At 60.7% G+C, this 18085-nt stretch carries 16 protein-coding genes; 1 reads left to right on the top strand and 15 read right to left on the bottom strand.

The features are described from left to right. Nucleotides 1-226 precede the first annotated feature (226 nt). From MRBLMS1_RS14600 to MRBLMS1_RS14550, 11 genes are all read right to left on the bottom strand, one after another. The gene (locus MRBLMS1_RS14600) at nucleotides 227-1285 is read right to left on the bottom strand and encodes a hypothetical protein (RefSeq protein ID WP_485879969.1); all 1059 of its coding nucleotides are present in this window, start codon (nucleotides 1283-1285) and stop codon (nucleotides 227-229) included. Then, a complete protein-coding gene (locus MRBLMS1_RS14595; protein ID WP_485879967.1) occupies nucleotides 1282-2751 on the bottom strand; it encodes a hypothetical protein in 1470 nt (489 codons plus the stop codon). Before MRBLMS1_RS14595 ends, MRBLMS1_RS14600 begins: the two co-directional genes overlap by 4 nt. After that, nucleotides 2748-8474 (bottom strand): phage tail length tape measure family protein, encoded by a 5727-nt coding sequence (locus tag MRBLMS1_RS14590; protein WP_485879965.1) that lies wholly within the window; start codon nucleotides 8472-8474, stop codon nucleotides 2748-2750. The genes MRBLMS1_RS14595 and MRBLMS1_RS14590 overlap by 4 nt, the downstream gene beginning before the upstream one ends. Continuing rightward, entirely contained in the window at nucleotides 8474-8740 is a 267-nt protein-coding gene (locus MRBLMS1_RS14585; RefSeq protein WP_485880097.1) for a phage tail assembly chaperone, read from the bottom strand. The genes MRBLMS1_RS14590 and MRBLMS1_RS14585 overlap by 1 nt, the downstream gene beginning before the upstream one ends. 80 nt (nucleotides 8741-8820) lie before the next feature. Further along, entirely contained in the window at nucleotides 8821-9294 is a 474-nt protein-coding gene (locus MRBLMS1_RS14580; RefSeq protein WP_139089426.1) for a hypothetical protein, read from the bottom strand. Nucleotides 9295-9427: 133 nt separating this feature from the next. Further along, entirely contained in the window at nucleotides 9428-10630 is a 1203-nt protein-coding gene (locus MRBLMS1_RS14575; RefSeq protein ID WP_485879963.1) for a phage tail tube protein, read from the bottom strand. Nucleotides 10631-10697: 67 nt separating this feature from the next. Further along, on the bottom strand, nucleotides 10698-11099 hold the full coding sequence (locus MRBLMS1_RS14570; RefSeq protein WP_139089428.1) for a DUF4128 domain-containing protein: 402 nt from the start codon (nucleotides 11097-11099) through the stop codon (nucleotides 10698-10700). Beyond that, complete coding sequence (locus MRBLMS1_RS14565; protein WP_485879961.1) at nucleotides 11096-11572, bottom strand: HK97 gp10 family phage protein; 477 nt, start codon at nucleotides 11570-11572, stop codon at nucleotides 11096-11098. Before MRBLMS1_RS14565 ends, MRBLMS1_RS14570 begins: the two co-directional genes overlap by 4 nt. Before the next feature lie 20 nt (nucleotides 11573-11592). Continuing rightward, entirely contained in the window at nucleotides 11593-11967 is a 375-nt protein-coding gene (locus MRBLMS1_RS14560) for a hypothetical protein (RefSeq protein WP_485879959.1), read from the bottom strand. Beyond that, nucleotides 11967-12338, bottom strand: coding sequence for a hypothetical protein (locus tag MRBLMS1_RS14555; RefSeq protein WP_485879957.1), 372 nt, complete (start codon nucleotides 12336-12338; stop codon nucleotides 11967-11969). Before MRBLMS1_RS14555 ends, MRBLMS1_RS14560 begins: the two co-directional genes overlap by 1 nt. After that, on the bottom strand, nucleotides 12335-12850 hold the full coding sequence (locus MRBLMS1_RS14550; RefSeq protein ID WP_485879955.1) for a DnaT-like ssDNA-binding protein: 516 nt from the start codon (nucleotides 12848-12850) through the stop codon (nucleotides 12335-12337). Before MRBLMS1_RS14550 ends, MRBLMS1_RS14555 begins: the two co-directional genes overlap by 4 nt. 60 nt (nucleotides 12851-12910) lie before the next feature. On the opposite strand from MRBLMS1_RS14550, the gene MRBLMS1_RS14545 reads away from it, so the two are divergent. Continuing rightward, a complete protein-coding gene (locus MRBLMS1_RS14545) occupies nucleotides 12911-13738 on the top strand; it encodes a hypothetical protein (protein ID WP_485879953.1) in 828 nt (275 codons plus the stop codon). A gap of 62 nt (nucleotides 13739-13800) precedes the next feature. Here the strand turns inward: MRBLMS1_RS14545 and MRBLMS1_RS14540 are convergent, their stop codons facing one another. From MRBLMS1_RS14540 to MRBLMS1_RS14525, 4 genes are all read right to left on the bottom strand, one after another. Beyond that, entirely contained in the window at nucleotides 13801-15369 is a 1569-nt protein-coding gene (locus tag MRBLMS1_RS14540) for an SGNH/GDSL hydrolase family protein (protein WP_485879951.1), read from the bottom strand. A gap of 62 nt (nucleotides 15370-15431) precedes the next feature. Then, entirely contained in the window at nucleotides 15432-15833 is a 402-nt protein-coding gene (locus MRBLMS1_RS14535; protein WP_485879949.1) for a hypothetical protein, read from the bottom strand. A 72-nt stretch (nucleotides 15834-15905) separates the two neighbouring features. Next, nucleotides 15906-17078 carry a P22 coat - protein 5 family protein gene (locus MRBLMS1_RS14530; RefSeq protein WP_485879947.1) on the bottom strand — a complete coding sequence of 391 codons (1173 nt, stop codon included), beginning with the start codon at nucleotides 17076-17078 and terminating at the stop codon, nucleotides 15906-15908. 161 nt (nucleotides 17079-17239) lie between these two features. Then, nucleotides 17240-18049, bottom strand: coding sequence for a DUF6651 domain-containing protein (locus tag MRBLMS1_RS14525; RefSeq protein WP_485879945.1), 810 nt, complete (start codon nucleotides 18047-18049; stop codon nucleotides 17240-17242). Nucleotides 18050-18085 lie beyond the last annotated feature (36 nt).

Here is an 18085-nt window from a genome sequence, read left to right as displayed (position 1 = left end):
AAATACGCACACAGGCAAAGTGAAATTTTCATAAAACCAGCCTGGTTGACCCTTGCCCATCAGCGGAATGGCAAAGGGTGTGCCAGATGCCAGTCCAGGGAATGTCGCCGATCCAGAGGTCGCGGTGCCGATATCGATTTGGCCAATCAGGCGCCCGATCAGCATCGTTGTGTCGAGGTATAGAGCACCATTCACGCCATCCCATAGTTGCAGTCCGCAAGGCATATCACCACACTCCAAATCTGGCAATTAAATTGCCTGCAGCGTTATAAATGCGGATGCCGTTGCTGTCGTATTCCGTCCGCTGGCCGCTCGTGGCACTACGAATCAAGCCGAAGGTGCCTGTCGCAGCCATTAATTCTCCCTTAAACGAGCCTGTCGCGGCTTTTAACTCGCCCTTAAACGTGCCTGCTGCGCCACCCAAATCCCCACTGAAAATGGCACTGCCGTTGACGATAGAAAAACCCGGCGCGTAAATATTGCCGTCGGCATCGAGCTGCAGGTATTTACCCAGCAGTGGATTGCCCAGGAGCATGCCGGCGGCGCTCAAGTGATAGCCGGTGCCGAGATTTGGCGGCCAAGTGTAGGTGCTGTGCGCATAACCAGAACCTCCGTGTAGCGTGACGCCTTCGAAGTCGCCCGCCTTGATTTTGCCCGCATCGATGGCAATCGCGCTCAGCTGCCCCACCTTCAATGCGTTGAGGTAGGGCGCGGCCCAGCTGGTGGTGCCGCTGGCCGGATTGAAAATGCCGTCGGACCGGTACAACGATTCGCCGGCGCCAAAAGCCTGCGGCGATCCCTCCCACACGGTGCCCGCGCCCCAGGTGTTGAGCGGCGGGAACGACGCGCTCCCCTCCGTGCTGATCGTTGACGGGGCGGTGGCCAGCGAGGAGAGACTGGTCTTGCTGTAGCAGACGCGCGAGGAATTGCCGGTCACGCCGTCAAATATCTTGCTGACGGTCTGGCTGGCCGTATAGGTCAGGCCGTCGACCACGATGCTGGCCGTGACCGTCACGCTCTCGCCCACCATGCCGCCATACGTCAGCGTGGCCACGTTGCCGACGCGCGTCAGCACGCTGGCATTGCTGGCGGCGAATGCCACCTGGCCCTGCATATTCACCAGCCCGGCCGTGAAATCGATGCTGGCCGGCGCCGCGATTGTCGTGGCCGCCACCTTGAAGGCCTGCGCCGTTGCCGCCAGCAGCAGCACGCGGTCGTTGGCCGGCTCGAAGCGCGGCACGGTGTTCATGATCAAGCGGTCACGGGTTCCGCCGATCGGGGTCATACCAGCACCCCGACGGTGACGCGGCCGGTCAGCCACGATGGCGACAGGATCACCACTACGCCCGGCGCGCCGTCCTGCAAGCCAAAACGCTCATCGCGCAGCACCACGGGCTGTCCCAGCTCCAACAGCATCATCTCCGGCTCCCCGTCAAACTCGTATATCGTGCGTTGCACCTTGTGCAGCGCCAGGCGGCGCGCCGCTTCCGCTTGTGCGTCTTCTGTGGTTTTGAGGCAGGTATCGACCTGCGGCGGATCATCGGTCAAGCGGTAGCGCGCCTTGACCGCCTCATCGATCACCGTCTCCGTCAGCCATTCCGTGGCGTACAGGTCGGCATGCGCGGGCGGGATGCTGGTCGTCAGGTTGGCCTGCGCGGTCCAGTTCCGGTCGTAGCCGATTTTGACGGCCGCCACCACTGCCAGGCGCTGCGCTGGATGGAGCGAACCCTCCAGCATCTGGTCCGGGCCGATCTCGACCGGCACGCCGGCGGCCGGCAGCGCGATCTGGATCAGGCGCAGCTTACCGGTGCGCGACATCAGCGCCTGCGCGCCCACGCTGGCAGCGAGCTGCTGGATGGCCTGTGCCTGGTTGGTCCGGTCCGCGACATACAGGCCCACCAGTTGCGGATGGGCAGCATCGAAGGCGGCCAGGTTGGCCAGGTCCAGGTCCGCAGCGGTGAAACGGTCGCTCGCCTTGCCGTAACCGGTGGCGATGCGCTGCACCAGCGGTGCGATGCGTGGCGCATAGCCGCCGGCATTGTCGCCCTGCACGCTGGCCGTCACCACATTGGCCAGCGGGTTGATGGTCAATTTGAAGCGGCCCGTCGCGTTGTCGACCATGATCGGCACCGGCTTGCCGTTGGTGCGCACCTCGAATATCGACTCGACAGCACCGAGAAACCCGTATTCCAACGTCGCCGGGTTCGTCAGCAGCGGTGCCACGTTGTGGCATTCACCGAGCGGGATCGGCAGCGTTACATCCTTGTTTGTCGAAACGCCGCCCAGCTTGGCCTCGGTAATCGGCGTGTCCAGGCGTTGCAGCTTGTCGCGCAGCGCAAGGTTGATGGAATTGCGGTCCGTGCTGCCCACGTCGGCAATGATGCCGTCGAAGACCAGGCGGAAATCCGCGCGCGCCCAGCGCAGATCGCCCGACCAGACCTTGATCGCCCGGTTTCGCCAGACGTCGGCGAGCCAGCTATCGAGCGCGCCATCGACGTTGTCCAGCTCGATATCACCGCCGGACAAGCCCGCCTCGCCCGTCAGGCTGACCTGCTCGGTGAAGGCCAGGCCGCCGGTGGCCAGCGGCAAGTACTCGGTATTCGCTGGCACTTCAAGCGGCCCAGTGAGGTACGGCCGGGAGGCGATATAACGCGTCACCTCCTGGCCGGCCACGTTCACTTGCACCTCGATGAGCACCATGCGAATGGCCGAGGGCGTCTCCAGCCATTCCAGGAATTGTGAATCTGTCATTTACTGTACTCCACCTGTTTGACCCGTGCGGCTGCCCGGGCAGATTTATCAACGCCCTCGACCACGGTTCTCGCGGCAACGGCATTCGATTCGACCGTGGCCTGGATGGCGGCGCCGGTCTGCTTGTCCTGATCGGCGCGCAAGCCCTTAACCTCTTCCCGCAGGCTCTTGATCTCGGCCACCAGGGCGTCGTTGTTGCCGCCGCCGGAGCTTGGCCCCGTCCCGCCGAAGTAGCGGCGCAGCGCAGCGGCCGCTGGTGCGTCAATCACCGGCTCGCCGGCGTGCAGTTCAGCGATATAGCCGTCGTACGGCGTACTGACCAATCCGCCGGCATGGGAGCCGTCGAACTTCACGCCCAGGCCTGCGGCCGTGCCCATCGCCGCATGCAGGTTGGCGATGGCTTGCGCCACCGTCAGCACGCTGTCGTTGATGGTGATCAGGCCCGACACCTGTGCCTTGAGGGCATCCAGGCTGGCCTGCTGCACGTCGACCTGCGCAGCGGCCCATTTCGCCGCGTCCTGGTTCGCTGCAATGACGCGCGCATAGTCGGCTGCATACTTCGCATCCGAGGCATTGACCACCTGGGAGGCGGTCAGGAACGCCTGCTCGGCAGCCGACAGGCCGGACTGCGCGGTCGTGTCGCCGGCATTGGCTGCGGCCAGGGTTTTCTCGAACTGGGCGCGCGCCTCGGCGTATTTCTGCTCCGGAGTGAGGATGGACTGGCCACCCAAGGCCATGCTGGCGTTCAGGCTGTTCAAGGTCGTCACCCACGACTTCGATTTCTCCAGCGCCGTCTTGGCCGCTGCCGATTCGGTCTCGTAAGCCTTGGACAGCGCGTCCTTGGCCGATACCACGGCCTTGGCCGCCTGCACCTGGTCGAACAGCGCCTTGTTGACGTCTGCGATACCGGCGCGCTGGATGGCCAGCAGTGCCGTTTCGCTTTTCGTCAATTCGTTCAGCTGCTGCTGCAGGTCGCGGCGCTCTGTAGCCACCTCGCTCGCCGTCTTGGCCGCAACCGCATATTCTCCAGTTGCCGCTGCCAACTCGGCAGCGTAATCGGCCGCAGTCTTGAACGGCTCAGCCAGGGCCAGCAAAGATGCGTACAGTTCGGCGGCTCCAGCCTTGCCCGTCGCCACGCCGTCGGCAGCCGACAGCACGGCAGCCTTGAAGGCATCCGTCGTCTTCACACCAGCCAAGCCCAACTTACCCATGGCTTCATTCACCGATTTGGTGATTGGCGCCATGCGTTCGGCCTCCGACAGGAAATTCTGCACAAAGTAGCCGGTGCCGCTGGTCAGCTTGTCGATGCCGCCAGACACCTCGATCAGGTGCTCGCTCAGCGCTACCGCGCCCAGGCCGGTCGTGCTGAACGACTTGTCCAGCACCGCCAACACGTCTGTTACCTGCACGAAGTTATTGGCGACGCGCGCCAGGGTTTCCAGATAGCCCTCACCCACGGCCTGATATTGCTGCAGGCCGGCCACTCCCCAGCGGGCCATGTCATCGCCCATCTTGGAAAATGCGGTTTCCAGTGCTTTCTGCTGTTCCTCGCCCTTCAAATCCTTGAGGCTGATCTTGCCCAGGTCGACCACAAAGGAATTGAGGCGGGCATTAAACGTATCGCCACCCATGCCCAACACATTTGCCGCGTTGCGGATGGTCTGCCCCATGCTGCTGATGATCATGGTGAACTGATCGTTCATTTCATCCGAAAGCGGTGCCGTCTGCGTGCTGTTTTTGCTGCTATAACTGATGCCAAGTGCTTTCTTCTTGACGTTTATGTCGGCATACGCTTGGGCGGTAAAGCCAAACGCATCTACATTACCGAGCGACATGGCATTGCCTGTGATGCCCTGGTCTTTAATCGACGTCGAAGTCTTAAACAATTTGGACACAGCAAAACCAATTGCCGCACCGATTGCCATGCCGATGGGACCAGCTACCGCGCCCATCATCGTCAAGCTGCCGCCAATCGTGCCCATCGTCATCGCGCCGGCGATGCTCCCGCCCAGAATGGCGCCGCCGTAAGTCGCCGCGCCCGACAACGCCAACTGCCCACCTTTGCCCAGCGTCGACGTCGAGCCGGTTTGCACGCCAGCTGCTGCGCCACCGCCAGCACCCGTCACGCCGGAGCGCGCCAGCAGGCTGGACAAATTCCCAATGCCAGCCACCATCTTCCTCAGCGACGAATCCATTGAAATGGTGTGCGCCAAGCCCAGGCCGGAGTTTTTCTCCATGATGGCCAGGCTATGTGCGATCGACTCCGACTTCGCGGACGAATCGCCCAGTACCGTACCGGTACCGTTGGCAGCCTGGCGTTGTTCAGACAGGCTGACGCTGCCCCCGCTCATGCCACCGAACATTTTTGCCCCGATAGCCACTACGGCCGCCAGCGTCGCGGCGCCAGCGGCCAAGTTCAGCGGGAACGGCAGCGAGGCCAGGGCTTTCACCACGGCCGTAATGCCCCAGGCGCTCGCCTCGGTTGCGGCCAGGCCGGTGGACGCGGCCGTAGTCGTCGCCTCGCCGGTCAGCTTGGTGGCGTTCAAGGCCAGATTGGCTGCTACCTCCGTTTCTTTGAAGAAAACCTTCTTGATCATCGACTCGACGGCCATCGCCATTTCGTATGCACGAAATGCTTTTTCTGCGGTTTCCATCACCTTGTAACCAGTACTGTTTTCCTTGAAGAAGCCCTTGGCGGCGCTGGCCATGTCGCCATAAGACTTGATCTGCGCCTGCGCGCCCTGCTGGGCTGCTGTAGCTTGAGCCTTGGCGATTTTGGTCGGATCGCCATGCGCATCCTTGGTGGACGCTGCCAATTGTGCAGTGATAGCCTGCTGCTGCACGGCATAGCCAGACAATGCTGTCGTCAGCCCGCCGATGGCCGTGCCGACAGCGCCGAACGAGGCCGTCATGCCTTGCGCTGCCGACTTCGTTGCGGTATCGACAGCCGTTAGGATGTCCAGCAGTTCCTTGGCCTTGGCGACGTCCGTCCCGGCTTCCTGCGCCTGCGCGATGCCCTGCGCGGCACGCAGGCGGTTCAGGCTCTCGATCTTCCGATCGTTCAACTCGAGCGTTTTCTCGCTGTTCGCAAATCCGGCCAGCGCGGCGCTCTGCTCTTCCAGGTCTGCGATGGCCAGTGCCGTCTTGGCCGCTGGCAGCATGCCGTAAGTGCGGATCTGCTCTTCGACAGCCGCGACTTGCGCATTGATCGATGCGATTTCCTTGTTCGCGGCATCGGCTGCGGCCGTCGCGGTTGCCGCTTGGCGCAGGCGCTCTTCCTCGTCACGGATGAAGCTTGCGTCGAAGAAGGCCTTTTCGGCAGCATCGCGTTTGCCCAAGATCTCGTTCAGCTCCTTCTGATGCTTGGCGGCCTCAGCCTTGGTCGCATTCTGGTGGCCTTGCAGCGCGCTGATTTGGAGGTCGTATGCATCCACTTCAGCCTCATAAGTTTTGAGGGCGTAGCTGCGCTTGTTCTCATATGCCTGCTGGACCGACAATTCACCACCCTTCAGATACATATCATCGAGCCGACCGAGCGCGTCGTAGTGCGCCTTTGCAGTCGCAGATTCTTTCGCGTACTGCTTGATTTGATCGGCAAGCTCGGTGTTTTCGACCGGGTCAGATTTCGGCTTGGCCTGATCGGTATGTGCTTTTTTCCGAGCAGCAATACCAGCGGCAATCGCGTCAGGGGTAATAAGAGGTGAATTTGGGTCAGCAGCTCGAATGGCATCAATATTCGACTGGTATGCATCCAAGGCGACCGCAAGCTCACCCATCCCCTTCTTCTGCAGGCGGATATCTTCCGCATGGATCATCGCAGCAGCATGAACAGCACGCGAATTCTTGGTCGCGACTTCACCCTGGGCAAGCGCGACAGCGTCGGCCTTGTTCAATTTATCTACCGCGTCCGTCAGACCAAGAACAATCTGCGTGCGGGCGGCCTGAAGTTCAGGTGTAATGGCATCAGGTGCCCGCCCCAAGCGCAGATTACTATCGGCCAGCCCCTTATCAAACTCCGACAGACGAAAACTGTATTTTTTTACATCGGCCGCAGGCGTGGCCTTGGCGCCGTAGCTTCCGATGGCATCCATAGCGCCGCCGATTGCTTCCTTTACGCCATGCCAGGCGCGCGCCACACCACCAAGGTTGGCAATCATCTGGTCAGCACCATCCTTGGTCGCCTTTGCGAAAGCCGCTGTAGCGACGGCAGACGCACCTTTTGCATCGCCGTCTTTTTCCAATGCGCGGATTGCCTCATAGACGGAAAGCGTCAAAAAGTGATAGGTATCATCCAGTTTGACGGTTGCGCGGGTAATCACCTCGGTGGCGCGATTGGTGCTGCCTGTCGACTGAACCGCCAGGGACTCGAACTCCTTAATGGTCTTTTTGACGGATTCGCCCGTCGCAGTCTCCAACGCAATGACAGCATCGGTGATGTATGCGATCTGGTCGCCCGTGAACTTGCCAGTGCCGGCCAATTCCGTTACAACCTTCTTCGCCTCGCCAATACTCCCGTGCACAGCAGTCGCGGCATGCGCCAGTTCATTCAGCTTGTCGCTGGTAACTCCTGCGTAGTTGTTGGTCGAGATCAGGGCATTGTTCATTTCTCGCTGCGTGCTGGCGCCTTTGATCATTGCGTACGCCACCGTGCCCAGCGCGGCTGCAAAGCCCAGCACGGCCAGGCCAGTACTACTGAACAGCAAGCCTGCGGCGCCAGTCTGCTCGCCCAATACCATCATCGAACCGCCGAAACGGCTGAATTGCCCTTGACTCAATTCGTGGGCGAGCACGAGCAACTCACGTTTTGCGCTGGCGGACTGGAAGCTAAAGCCCTCCATGTGCCCGCCGGCTTTCTTGGCGCCCTCGCCAGTTTCGGCCAACTTGTTGATCAGTGGCGCCGCCGCATCGGAAACGCCCAGCTGAGCGGCGCGGTATGCTTGTAGCTGCTGGGTCGTCATGCCCAGCGTGACTACCTGATCCTGGAGGTTTTTAATAAAGCGGTCGCCAGCCTGGGCGGCCCGATCCTGGGCTCCGGCGGCATCGCGAGCAGCCCGCTCTTCGCGGTGCATGGCATCAATGCTATTGCCCAATGCCGCAGCCTTGATTTGGGCCGCGCTGCCCAAGCCCAACTCGGCCGCGCGATAGCGTTCCAGCTCGCCGCGCGCCATTCCAAAGGTATCAATCTCGCGCTGCAGGGATACAAGCAGGGAATGGTTGGACTCTTCCAGGGTGCGCGCAGCATCGGCGGCCTGCCGCATGATACGAGCAGTATCGTTCATGGCACCGTTGTAATCAGCCTGCTTCTTCCATGTGCGTTCGGCGGAGTTGCCGAGACTATCAATTCCATTGGCGGCGGCTTCGCTGCTACGCCAGACCCCCATCGATGCGCCCATGAACCCATCAAGCGTGTTGCTGCCGCCAAGGAAGACAGTGCGAATACGGGTGGTGGTGGCGCCCATTGCGTCAATAGAGGCCGTCGCTGCATCAACCTTTTGCACCACGCGTGCACCGGCCTCGCCGACGGCATCGACGGCCGCCGCGCCTTCGGCAGTTTTCCCCTTGGCTTCCGCACTAGCCTTACCAAGCTTGTCAATGGCTGTCGTCGCGCTGTCGACCTTCTTCTCGACACTCTCACTGGCGGCGCCAAGGCGATCCATGGCCTGGGCGCCCTGCTCCAGCTGACGCGTGTCGATTGAAAGGCCAAGCTCGGCGATATCAGGCATTATTTTTCCTTCTTATTCTGGTGATAAATAAACAACGCATCCAGGCGATCAATGATGACTTCCTCGAACGGATCGAAACGGACACCGTGGCGCGCCTGCCAGCCCAATATCTCGGCACTGGTCAGCGAATTCACGGCCATGCCGCATTGACGCTTCTGATTCAGCTGGCTGAACCAGGTCCAGATATAGGCCAGCTCGGGCGGCAGCTGCGGTACCGCCGGCGCCTCGGGCGCTCGGTAGAGAGGGTTTTGCCGGGCGGTGTCCAGGTGATCGCCTTTGGCGTTGCCATCGCCTGCCGCTGCCGCTCGATCAAACAGATGATCGGCATACAGCAGCAGATCCTGGGTCAGACCTTCAAAAAATTGGCGTCGTTTTCCAGGGCGGTCGTAACGCGGTCCTGCCAGGTCGGGTACTTATCGTAGGCCGCGGCGATCATGTCCTTGTCGAACGCGGCCGGCGCGCCGTTGCTGGTGAAGCCGTACCAGTCGACGACCACAGCCAGCGCCAGGCGCTTCTGATTGTCATCGATGACGTGCACCAGCTGGTTGGAGCCTTCATCGGTCGAGGCGTCGATGGCCGTCTTACGCTTTGCGGACTTGCGGTAGCCTTCGGCACGCACGGCGTGGCTTTCCTTGCGATACTCGTCGGAATTCTTGCCGACGATCTTGAGGCCGGCTACGGGCTCGCCGTCGGCGTCGAAGATCACGGGCACGTCAAAGGTCACACGCGCGGCAGGCGCGGACAGGTTGGCAATGTCGAAGCCGGCAACGGCGATGGCTTGAGCGGTGTTCAGGACTGCAGGTGCTTGAGTGGTATTCATGGGTAATGCCTTTCGCGTGGTCATAAATGCCCGTGCGCGCCCACCGCTCCACGCGAATGGAGACGGCGGGCGGGCCGGTGCTGGGGTTGGCTTGCGCCAAAAAGAAAACCCGGCGCGAGGCCGGGCGGGATGGTTACAAGCTCGTGTCTTGGAAGGCTACGGTGGTCGCTTCGTGCTGGGTGTCGGCGCCCTGGTAGCGCAGAATGTCGAAGGCGCAGGTGATAATCTTATTTTTCTCTCCATCATCGACCTTAGCCGAGGTGATCTTGATGCGGCCCATGGCAATCGCCATGACGTCGGCCAGCGGCGCCGTGCTGGCCGCCATGGCGTATGCCAGCGGCAGTTCGATTTCTTCTTTGAAGTAATCGATGTATGCCGAATCCTGCATCAGCACGGTGAACTGCCCGCTGCCCAGCACCTTGCCGCGCGAGGCGGCCGTGGCGAACTTCGAGCCGATCACCGGATCGATCTTTACCTGTCCGTCCAGCGCCAGCGACATGCCCGTGCAGATTTGCGACGGGATGCCTGCGACCGACAGCATCGCAGTGGCACCGGAGAACTTGCCAGTACCGGGCGTGGCAGCCGGTGCCGCGAAGTACGCCGCTGGCGTGGTCGCGCCTTCCAGTTTGCCCATCAGGGTGAAGTCCATGCTTGTGATGCCGTTCGGCTGCACGGCAATATCGACCTTGCTGACCAGCTGGTCAATGAAGCAGCGGTTGACGGCAATGCCCGGATCCTGCACTTCCGCGGTGAACCAGTCCGTGGTGTGCCCGGTCAACGGCGTGAAGCTGCGCTTGCCGGTTGCGGTCACGGTCACCGGGTCGCCTTCGACCTTCACCGTCATGGCGCTGCCGTCCATGAACTGGCCCGTCAGCTTCAGCGCCGTAGCGGAAGTGATGAAGAAATTCTTACCGTTGTTGGCTGCGCCGGTGGTCAGGAAGCCGCTGATGCGCACCACGGTACCCGCGCGGTGGCCGTCGGCCAGCCATGAGCCGGCGCTGCGCGTCAGGCCCGTTGCGCCCGATGCGATGGTGTTCTGTGCCGTGGTGACGCCGCCTGCGGTGAAGTCACGACGCAGCAACGCGGCCAGCAACACCGCGTAGGTGCCGCAGCTCGCTTCGCCCTTGATGGCGCCCGAAGTACGGAAGTTGCCCAGGCGCGTGTCGCTTTGCTGCTGGCTCGGGTCAATTTCGTTGCTCGAGTACTTGTCGGCGTCCGTGTCGAACGTCGCGGTCACGCGCGGGTAGAGGCGGCCGGCGGCCGCCAGCGCCTTCGTGCCTTCCGCTGTTTGCTTGCCAATAACGAGCAGGCTGTCGATGCCGTTTGCAGTGGTCATGGTGTGGATTGCCTTTCTTTGGTCGAAAAAAAAGACCGCCGAGGCGATCTGTGTGGGGTGATGCGGGTTACAGGTTGCAGAACCAGCGGATCTTGACCGGGACCATCCAGCGGTCGCCGTCCTCTCGGCCGTCTGCGATTTCAGGCGTGCGCTCGATCTGCACGGTCACATCGCCTTTCGTGAAGCCCGCGCCGCGGCGGAACAGCTCCCTGATCATTTCAGCGCGCGCGCCGGCGGCAGCAGTCCCCTGCCCTGGCGGATACATCAGGCTGACCTGAAAGATGCCGCGCTCTTGGCGCGAGCCGTCGCCCAAGGAATGATTGTCCGGTTCCGCCGGCAGCAAATAGGCCGCTTGATACGGGCGGCCAGTAACTGGCGTGTAAGGCACGTTTTGCCATGCTGTGTCGATTTCTGGCGCGAGGCTGACCAAGGCCACCTCCAGCGCCGAGCGTATTGTTGGTTGGCTCATAATTTATAGCTCGAATAGCCTTGCGCGAACTCGCTTGCAGTGGTGCCGTCGCGCACCCCGTTCACCGCGTTGTCCACAATGGTGCGGAATTCCACGACAGTCAGCATCACGACGCCGACGGGCGCCTGGCGCGACCATCCCTCCTCGATACGCTTCGCGTATGGCAAGTTGTTAACTAGGTAGATCACGTCGCCCGCCTTTGCCGCGCTGATCGTGCTACCGTGCGCGGCTATTGTGGCGCTGCCATCTTTGTCGATCAGGTCGCGCACGCCGGCGGCCGGCGAGCCGATGGAAAGCTGCCAATTGGCGCGGAAGCGGCCACCGGAATAACCAGGCGGCGGCTTGTGCTTCCAGAACTTGGCGTCACCGACCGGCGAGCGATGCATCACCTTGTTGTCGACCTTCATGGTGATGGCGCGTGTGACCAGGTCCACATTGCCTTTTGTCTTGGCGATGAATTCGGCGATCTGCATGGAAAAGGACATACCTGTCATCAAAGCCCCCTGAGTTGCAGCGTGTGCAGCACGGCCACGTCGACCGGAGCTGTGGTTTCGACGGCCTTCACCGTGTAGCTGGCGCCGCCAAACAGCACCAAGTCGGCGGCGGTAGGCCTCGGCATCGGCGCACCGTTGCGCTGCAGCGGCGACAGCAGCAGTTGCTGGTCACCCGCTTGGATCAGCGTGCCGTCGATGTTCTCGCCTTCGTAGTTGATTTTAACGCCCGTGCCTTCGTAGTCCGTGGTGATGATCGGCGCCGTGCCCAGGCCCGGGTCATATTCGTCGGTCACTACCTGGCGCAGCACCACGATGCCGCCCTTGCGGCGCAGGGACTGGTCGGCGCGCGCGGCCGTCTTGGCGTAGTCGAACATCAGTCAGCCTTCAAATAGTCATGCGGCGGGGTCTTGCTGAAGCGGACCGCCTTGATGGCGGCCCTGCCGTCGATCAGCGCGCGCAGCACACGATGCCAGCCGTCCATAATGAAGCCCTCTTGACTCAGAATCACCGGATGACGGGTGTCAACGTCCAGCGCGCGCCGCATGTGGTGCGCCATGCCGAACGGCGAGGCCTCTGGTGTCCAGACTTCGGTGCCGAGATAGATAGCCGCCAGTGGCAAGTCAAACGGCTCCAGATCCTTGGAGCGAGCGATGAGGTTTGTGACTGTCCACACCTTGCCGTTATGGCTGTACGTATTCTCGTGCGCAGCGCAGCCCTCGATTTGCACTACCGGGAATGTGCTCATGCTCGCACCACCCTGATCGAATTGCCGCCGCCAGCCGAGCCGAAGTAAGGCGCCAGGAGCGCGTCGACGGCCACGAACCGCTCGCGCGCATCCGTAGTGTTCTGGAAGTACTCCGTTTCCAGCGGGCCGGTCTTGTCCTTCTTGATCGCGTTCGAGCCAGTGTCGAGGTCCGGCAGCAGATCCTCGCCGCTGCCAGCGCGCACGGCCAGGTCGATGCTGGCATTGACCACATCCGCTGGCACGATGGTGCTGGGCACGGTGAAGCCGTCGACCACCACGCCATAGCGCGGCCAGTCCAGCGCCTGGTGCTGATAGACGCGGCGGCCGGCCCAGCGTGTGCGGTAGGTGGACATGAAGATCATGACCTTGCGCAGGGCGATTTCCTTGTCAGCTTCGGCCAGCGCTGCCCAGGCAGTCAGGCCCAGGCTGGCACAGCGCGCGTCTGCTGCGGCGATGCTGGCATAGGATTCGGCGTCGACCAGTCCGGCGCCAGTTTCGATGATCAAAGTCATTTATAATCCATCAACAAATGTGATACCATTCAGACAATTATTTAACGTTTGGATCCACATATGGAAAAGCTTTACGAAATTCTCGATTCCGTCACCAAACGTCTAAGTAATCCATTTTTAGTGTCATTTGCAATTTCTTGGGCCGTGACAAATTGGAAGGCGATTCTTGTAGGATTGAATGACGAGCACTACAAGGTGAAATTCGCCTATCTAGAAAATGTCCTTTACGCCCCTGACACAGACCCCATTTGGCGGTTAATTTTAATCCCGTTGATTGCTTCAGGTATTTATGTACTTTTCATGCCGCTAATGACCACTTTGGCCACGGTAACAAGCGGCTTATACGACAGCTTGAACGAATTCGCCAAAGCAAAAGTTCTTAGAACACGGGTTTTAACACTTCAGCAGTCGCGGGAACTTAGGGAAGACTTTCAAGCTGTATTTAATAAGCTATCCCAAGAAAATCACACGGCAGCAACTTCTCGCTTGGACCTTTCTAAAAAAGCTGGCGAAAATACAAGCTCACTTCTTAACGAAGCTCTCCCGTTAATGTTCAAAGGACTCGCCCAAGAAGCTACGACATGGGCCGGCGAAATGGTAAAAATGCCGGACACCAGAGTTGTTGGCAATGACGAGCAAAACACCTTCGCGAAGACGGTTGGCATCCCGTTATCTTGGGTGCGTATATTTGAGCCACCAGGAGCAGCAGGTCCGTTCTCGACGGAGCGCGCGGCACTCGTGTACTCAGTAGATGAACCCGAAGCTTTGGCAAGACTCCTACGCCTGGCGGCATTGGGCCTTGTTTACCACGTATGGGTTGATGATCAAATTCGGTTTGAACTTTCAGGCTCGAGCTGGGGCGCGCTTCTCAATGGAAGAGGCGCATAAGCAACGCCATCAACTGAACGGATTTGAGCGTCTGTACAAATAAATAATAATTTAGTCATTTTCTAGAGCACCTCGGCAATGGCAGCCCGGGCTACTGGCGCCATGATTTCCTCAATAGCCAATTCGTTTGGGTGGAGCGCATCGAACTTGTATTTCGTGACAAAACGCTCCGGACTGGCACCGTCACCCAACGCGGAGAAATCGAGCCAAGTGGCGCCCATGCTTTCTGCGATTGCTTTGAGTCGTGCGTTCGTCGCCTTTCGGACATTATCCTGAGAGAGCGTCGCACCGTCGTTTGGCAACAGACCGTACATAAATAGGTATGGGATTTTGTAGTCCATGCACAACTTCGCGGCCTCAATGGCCTGAGAACAGTGTCGCTCTTGGAAATTCAGGTCATAACCGGCATCATTTACAGACGCCGGCGCCATAATTAGGATCGAGGGAGCTGGCACGCCCGCAGCCAACCAATCACGACACACTTGAATGTAGGTCTGCGAATTGATGTTGCTGCACGCCATATTTGCCGGAACCACAGGGCGATCAGGCGTGCTGAGATCGTACGCAGCACGCGTCATCCAGTTGCTGATGTGATCCGTCACCAAACCACTGTTGTCACCGGTTGAATCTGCACTGATCCATACCGAGCAGACCGGTACCGAGTACCGGAGAATGGGAAACACCTCCAGGCATAAAATGGCGGACGGTAATACGGCTGCGTTCATCGCCTGGGCGGGATTTGCCACTCCGTCAGCGGTCGCGTTCGAAGCTTGGATGATGCGGCCACGCATGGCGGGCTGAGGGGTCTGTAAGATCGATGTGTAGTAGCTCTGGTACGGGACTGCCTGAATAGTGCCGTCGATAGACGGACGTACGATGGAAAATGGCCGTACACCGCCATCAGCACGTGGGACGGACAACTTGGCGGTCCAGTCGGAAAGGGCCAGCTTCTGCGCCGTGTCACCTGCAGCAATCGAAGCGGAAGCCGCACCAGCCCACGTCACAGGCCTTAACCCATTCGCGTCAGTGGCCCCCTGTAGGGCGGCGTACGACACACCGTTGATCGTGGGGGCGCTCAAGCGCTGGGAAGTAGAGAAGTCCGCGGTCTCGCTTGTGCCCACCAGAGCAGAAACAGCGCTGATGGCCACAGCGCCGCGATTGACCGCGACCAGCCGCATGGCAGTGAACGGGGCTTCTTCTTCCTTCTTTACGCACGACGTAAATTTGTTGGGCTGCAGATTTAGCGTCTGATTGAACGCTTTCAAGTTTGCTGCTGACGGTAACGACTTCGACAGCGCCTCGTAGCGCAGACTTGTGAGCGCTGAGCGGGATACGGTCCCACCCTGCACTCCCCCGGCCATGCGTGGAGCTGCGACAACGCCATTTCGGACGGCAACCTGAACGGCGCCAGTCGTACATGTGAGCAGAAAGCGCTGCAGCTCCGCATACGGTCCAATGGGCGCCAGCGCACCAGCGCCAACCGCCCATGATTGCAGCGAATTCGTCCCTCCCAGCACTTGATCGAGGCGGTAGATGACGCCAGCCGTGCCGGCAGTGCCGCTGACGCTCAGAACCTGGCCCTCGGGAAGCGTGATGGTTTGCGGCGTGCCGCCGGCGGTGATGGTTGGCATATTGGCTTTCGGGAGTGCGGTTTATTTGGCGCCCCGGCGTGCGGGGCGGTGCTGGCCAGGGACTACGGCTTGGCGGCTTTGGCTGGCTTTTCGGCCGTGGCAGTGGCCGTTGCCGATGCTGCTTGCGTCTGCGTGGCGGCTGCAGCGGCATCCTTGGCGAGCTGGAGGCTTACCGCTTCGTCGCGCAGGCGCTGCGCTTCGGCCTCGTTGGCCCGGGTCTGCTCGGCGACGCGATCCATCTGGGCGATCAGGCTTTGTTCGCGCTCATTCAGCTCACGCCCGCGTCCTGCCAATTGATCGCGCGCGGCGAGCAGTTCGGCCATCGTCGGCACGCGCTCGGTGGGCGCGCCCAGGTCCTGGTCGCCGTACAGCTCGTGGACGTTGGGGTTGAAGTCGGATTTATTGATGACGACGAACGGGCCCTGCGTGTGCGGGTCCGTCGATACGATTTTGATGGTATCCATGGTGAAGTCCAGGTGAGGCCCGGCAGCACCTCAGTGCTGGCCGGGCCGGGTTGATGGTTAGCTCAGCGACGCTTACGCGCCGATCAGGATGCCCATGTGGCGTGGTGCCACTGCTTTCACACCCCAGGCCAAGTTCACCTCGTAGCGGACCTGGCGCTTCTGCTTGTAGATGCAGAACTCGTAGGTGATGCCGGAAACCGGGTCGGTCACCATCATCACGTCATCGGCCGAGTCGCCTTCATCCGGCATGGCCGGCGCGCGGCAGGCCAGCTGGATGGCCGAGCGGTGGAAGAACATGTTCCGGGTGGTGGCTGCAATCACGGTGATTGCAGTGGCTGCGGCAGGGATTGCCTTGCGCAGGCCCGGCTCGGCCAGCACGATAGTGCCGCCGTTCGAGGTATCAGCATCGCCAGCCGCCAGCAAGTACTTGTTGTCAGCATCGCCAGCGAATGCCACGATGTCACCCGTGATGTAGGCGCCGGTACCAGCAGCAGCCAGGTTGATCACCGTGGCGCCGACGGCATAGCCCGCAGCATTGGTGGTCGATGCGGCAGCTGTGCCGGCAGGTACCAGCGAACGGATCTGGCCCGAGTTGTGGATGTCCCAGCCTTCGACCTGGCCGATGATGCCGCGACGCAGCAGTTCATCGCTATTCGCTTCGTTCGCCTTGAACAGGCCGGACTGCTTGCCACGGATGTTCGAGATAGCCGAAGAGCCCAGGACCATTTGACGGTCGGTCAACGGCGCGCCATTGTCGTCCAGGATGCGCAGCGGGTTCGAGAAATCGGTGAAGTCGGCCGCCGTTCCGAACGGGGTCAAGTTGGCGGTACCGTAGGCGCGCGAGGCATAGATGTGCAGCGCAGCCAGATCGGCCTCGACTTCATTACCCAGCGTTCGCAGCGCCTGGGTAATGCGCTGCGCGTTGATGTCGCCCAGCGTGCCGGCATTGTTCAAGCCGCGATTTTCTTCGCCCGTGATGCCAAATGGCACCGAGCGCGCCTTCTGGATCGTCATGTCAACGTAGTTGATGGTCTGATTCGGCGTATCGGGAGCATAAGCGCCTGGCGTCAAATCTTCGGCGACCATAGGGCCGACGGATGGCGAACGCACGGTTTCATTGATTGCCGCACGCTCAGCATTGGAGTCGCGCGATACAGCTGGAATCATGCCGATCTGCTCGCGCGAGATTACCTCCATCGCGTTGTAGATAGTCGGCAGCAAGCCGTTCAGGGTAAGAGTGCCCATTGTCGTAAAGCCTTTCAAAAATGAAGAAGGCCCGCGAAAGCGAGCCATTGAGGGGTGATTTGAGTTTTAGAACTGAGAGGCCATCCAGCCCAAAGCACCCTTCCGACATCCATCGAAAAGGCACGTGTCGGGCGTCAAGGCGACGCCCTGAATTGCGAACTTTAACCGGCGACCGTTACGCCACCTTTCATTGCTGCGGCGCGATCCTGGACGCCCATCGCCTCGAATTGAGCGCGGGAGATTTGCTTGGCACCTGCGCCGCCGCCATTACCGCCGTGGGCCCCGCCGCCCGAGGCGCCAGAACCTTTCAGTATCTGGTCCTTGAACGGGCAAGCCTGCACCAGTTGCGCTAAGCCTTCATCGAAATCAGCGACTTCGCCTGGACGGGTCGGAGAGAAAATCTTATTGCCGGCGGCGTCGTACGGCACCATCTTACCGTCCTCTACCTTGAAATGGCTGCCGAAATAGGCTTTTGCCATCTCGGTTGGGATCGCCAGGCGGCTCGGGTGCTTGTCGTCAGTCAACAGCTTCGAGCTGGCGAAGCCGCCGCCGATCATGTGGGTGTTCAATTCGTTGGTGCGTTTATCCAGCTGCGCGGTCAATTCCTGCAACTGAGTGGCGCTGGCCTTGGCCTGCGCGGCAACCTGCTCTTGCGCGGTCTTGGCAGCCGCGTCTTGGATTTCCTTGACCTGGGCCGCCGTCTTCAGTTCGCCGGAACTCAGGCTCTTCACCGTATTCAGCGCGGCCAGTGCAGCCACGCCGTCTTCGATGCCGTCGAACAACTTCAGGCGCTGCTCGGCAGCCTCCTTCGCCTCGCGGTGCGTCTTGGCCTCGCCGTTCAGGCGGGTGATTGTGCCCAGCGTAGTATCCGCGTCGAATGGCGCTTCCGTACCGTTGGGATGAATAAAGATCGGCAGCTTCTTCTCGCCGTCGATTGCAATGGTTCCGTCTGCGTTGAATTTGAATGGCATGGTCGTTCTTTCCGGGCATCCGCCCTATCAATGGCC

This window comes from Massilia sp. LMS1-1-1.1 (assembly GCF_040815535.1).
Lineage (GTDB): Bacteria > Pseudomonadota > Gammaproteobacteria > Burkholderiales > Burkholderiaceae_D > Janthinobacterium > Janthinobacterium aestuarii.
The sequence above is the reverse complement of the archived record's forward strand: the minus strand, read 5'-3'. Positions and strand labels throughout refer to the sequence as shown.

Excerpts from the sequence above, each read along its gene's own strand:
- MRBLMS1_RS14600 (WP_485879969.1), bottom strand. The coding sequence starts at position 1,285 with ATGACCCCGATCGGCGGAACCCGTGACCGCTTGATCATGAACACCGTG.
- MRBLMS1_RS14595 (WP_485879967.1), bottom strand. The coding sequence starts at position 2,751 with ATGACAGATTCACAATTCCTGGAATGGCTGGAGACGCCCTCGGCCATT.
- MRBLMS1_RS14575 (WP_485879963.1), bottom strand. The coding sequence starts at position 10,630 with ATGACCACTGCAAACGGCATCGACAGCCTGCTCGTTATTGGCAAGCAA.
- MRBLMS1_RS14565 (WP_485879961.1), bottom strand. The coding sequence starts at position 11,572 with ATGCAGATCGCCGAATTCATCGCCAAGACAAAAGGCAATGTGGACCTG.
- MRBLMS1_RS14545 (WP_485879953.1), top strand. The coding sequence starts at position 12,911 with ATGGAAAAGCTTTACGAAATTCTCGATTCCGTCACCAAACGTCTAAGT.
- MRBLMS1_RS14590 (WP_485879965.1), bottom strand. The coding sequence starts at position 8,474 with ATGCCTGATATCGCCGAGCTTGGCCTTTCAATCGACACGCGTCAGCTG.
- MRBLMS1_RS14555 (WP_485879957.1), bottom strand. The coding sequence starts at position 12,338 with ATGAGCACATTCCCGGTAGTGCAAATCGAGGGCTGCGCTGCGCACGAG.
- MRBLMS1_RS14530 (WP_485879947.1), bottom strand. The coding sequence starts at position 17,078 with ATGGGCACTCTTACCCTGAACGGCTTGCTGCCGACTATCTACAACGCG.
- MRBLMS1_RS14560 (WP_485879959.1), bottom strand. The coding sequence starts at position 11,967 with ATGTTCGACTACGCCAAGACGGCCGCGCGCGCCGACCAGTCCCTGCGC.
- MRBLMS1_RS14540 (WP_485879951.1), bottom strand. The coding sequence starts at position 15,369 with ATGCCAACCATCACCGCCGGCGGCACGCCGCAAACCATCACGCTTCCC.
- MRBLMS1_RS14525 (WP_485879945.1), bottom strand. The coding sequence starts at position 18,049 with ATGCCATTCAAATTCAACGCAGACGGAACCATTGCAATCGACGGCGAG.
- MRBLMS1_RS14550 (WP_485879955.1), bottom strand. The coding sequence starts at position 12,850 with ATGACTTTGATCATCGAAACTGGCGCCGGACTGGTCGACGCCGAATCC.
- MRBLMS1_RS14580 (WP_139089426.1), bottom strand. The coding sequence starts at position 9,294 with ATGAATACCACTCAAGCACCTGCAGTCCTGAACACCGCTCAAGCCATC.
- MRBLMS1_RS14535 (WP_485879949.1), bottom strand. The coding sequence starts at position 15,833 with ATGGATACCATCAAAATCGTATCGACGGACCCGCACACGCAGGGCCCG.
- MRBLMS1_RS14570 (WP_139089428.1), bottom strand. The coding sequence starts at position 11,099 with ATGAGCCAACCAACAATACGCTCGGCGCTGGAGGTGGCCTTGGTCAGC.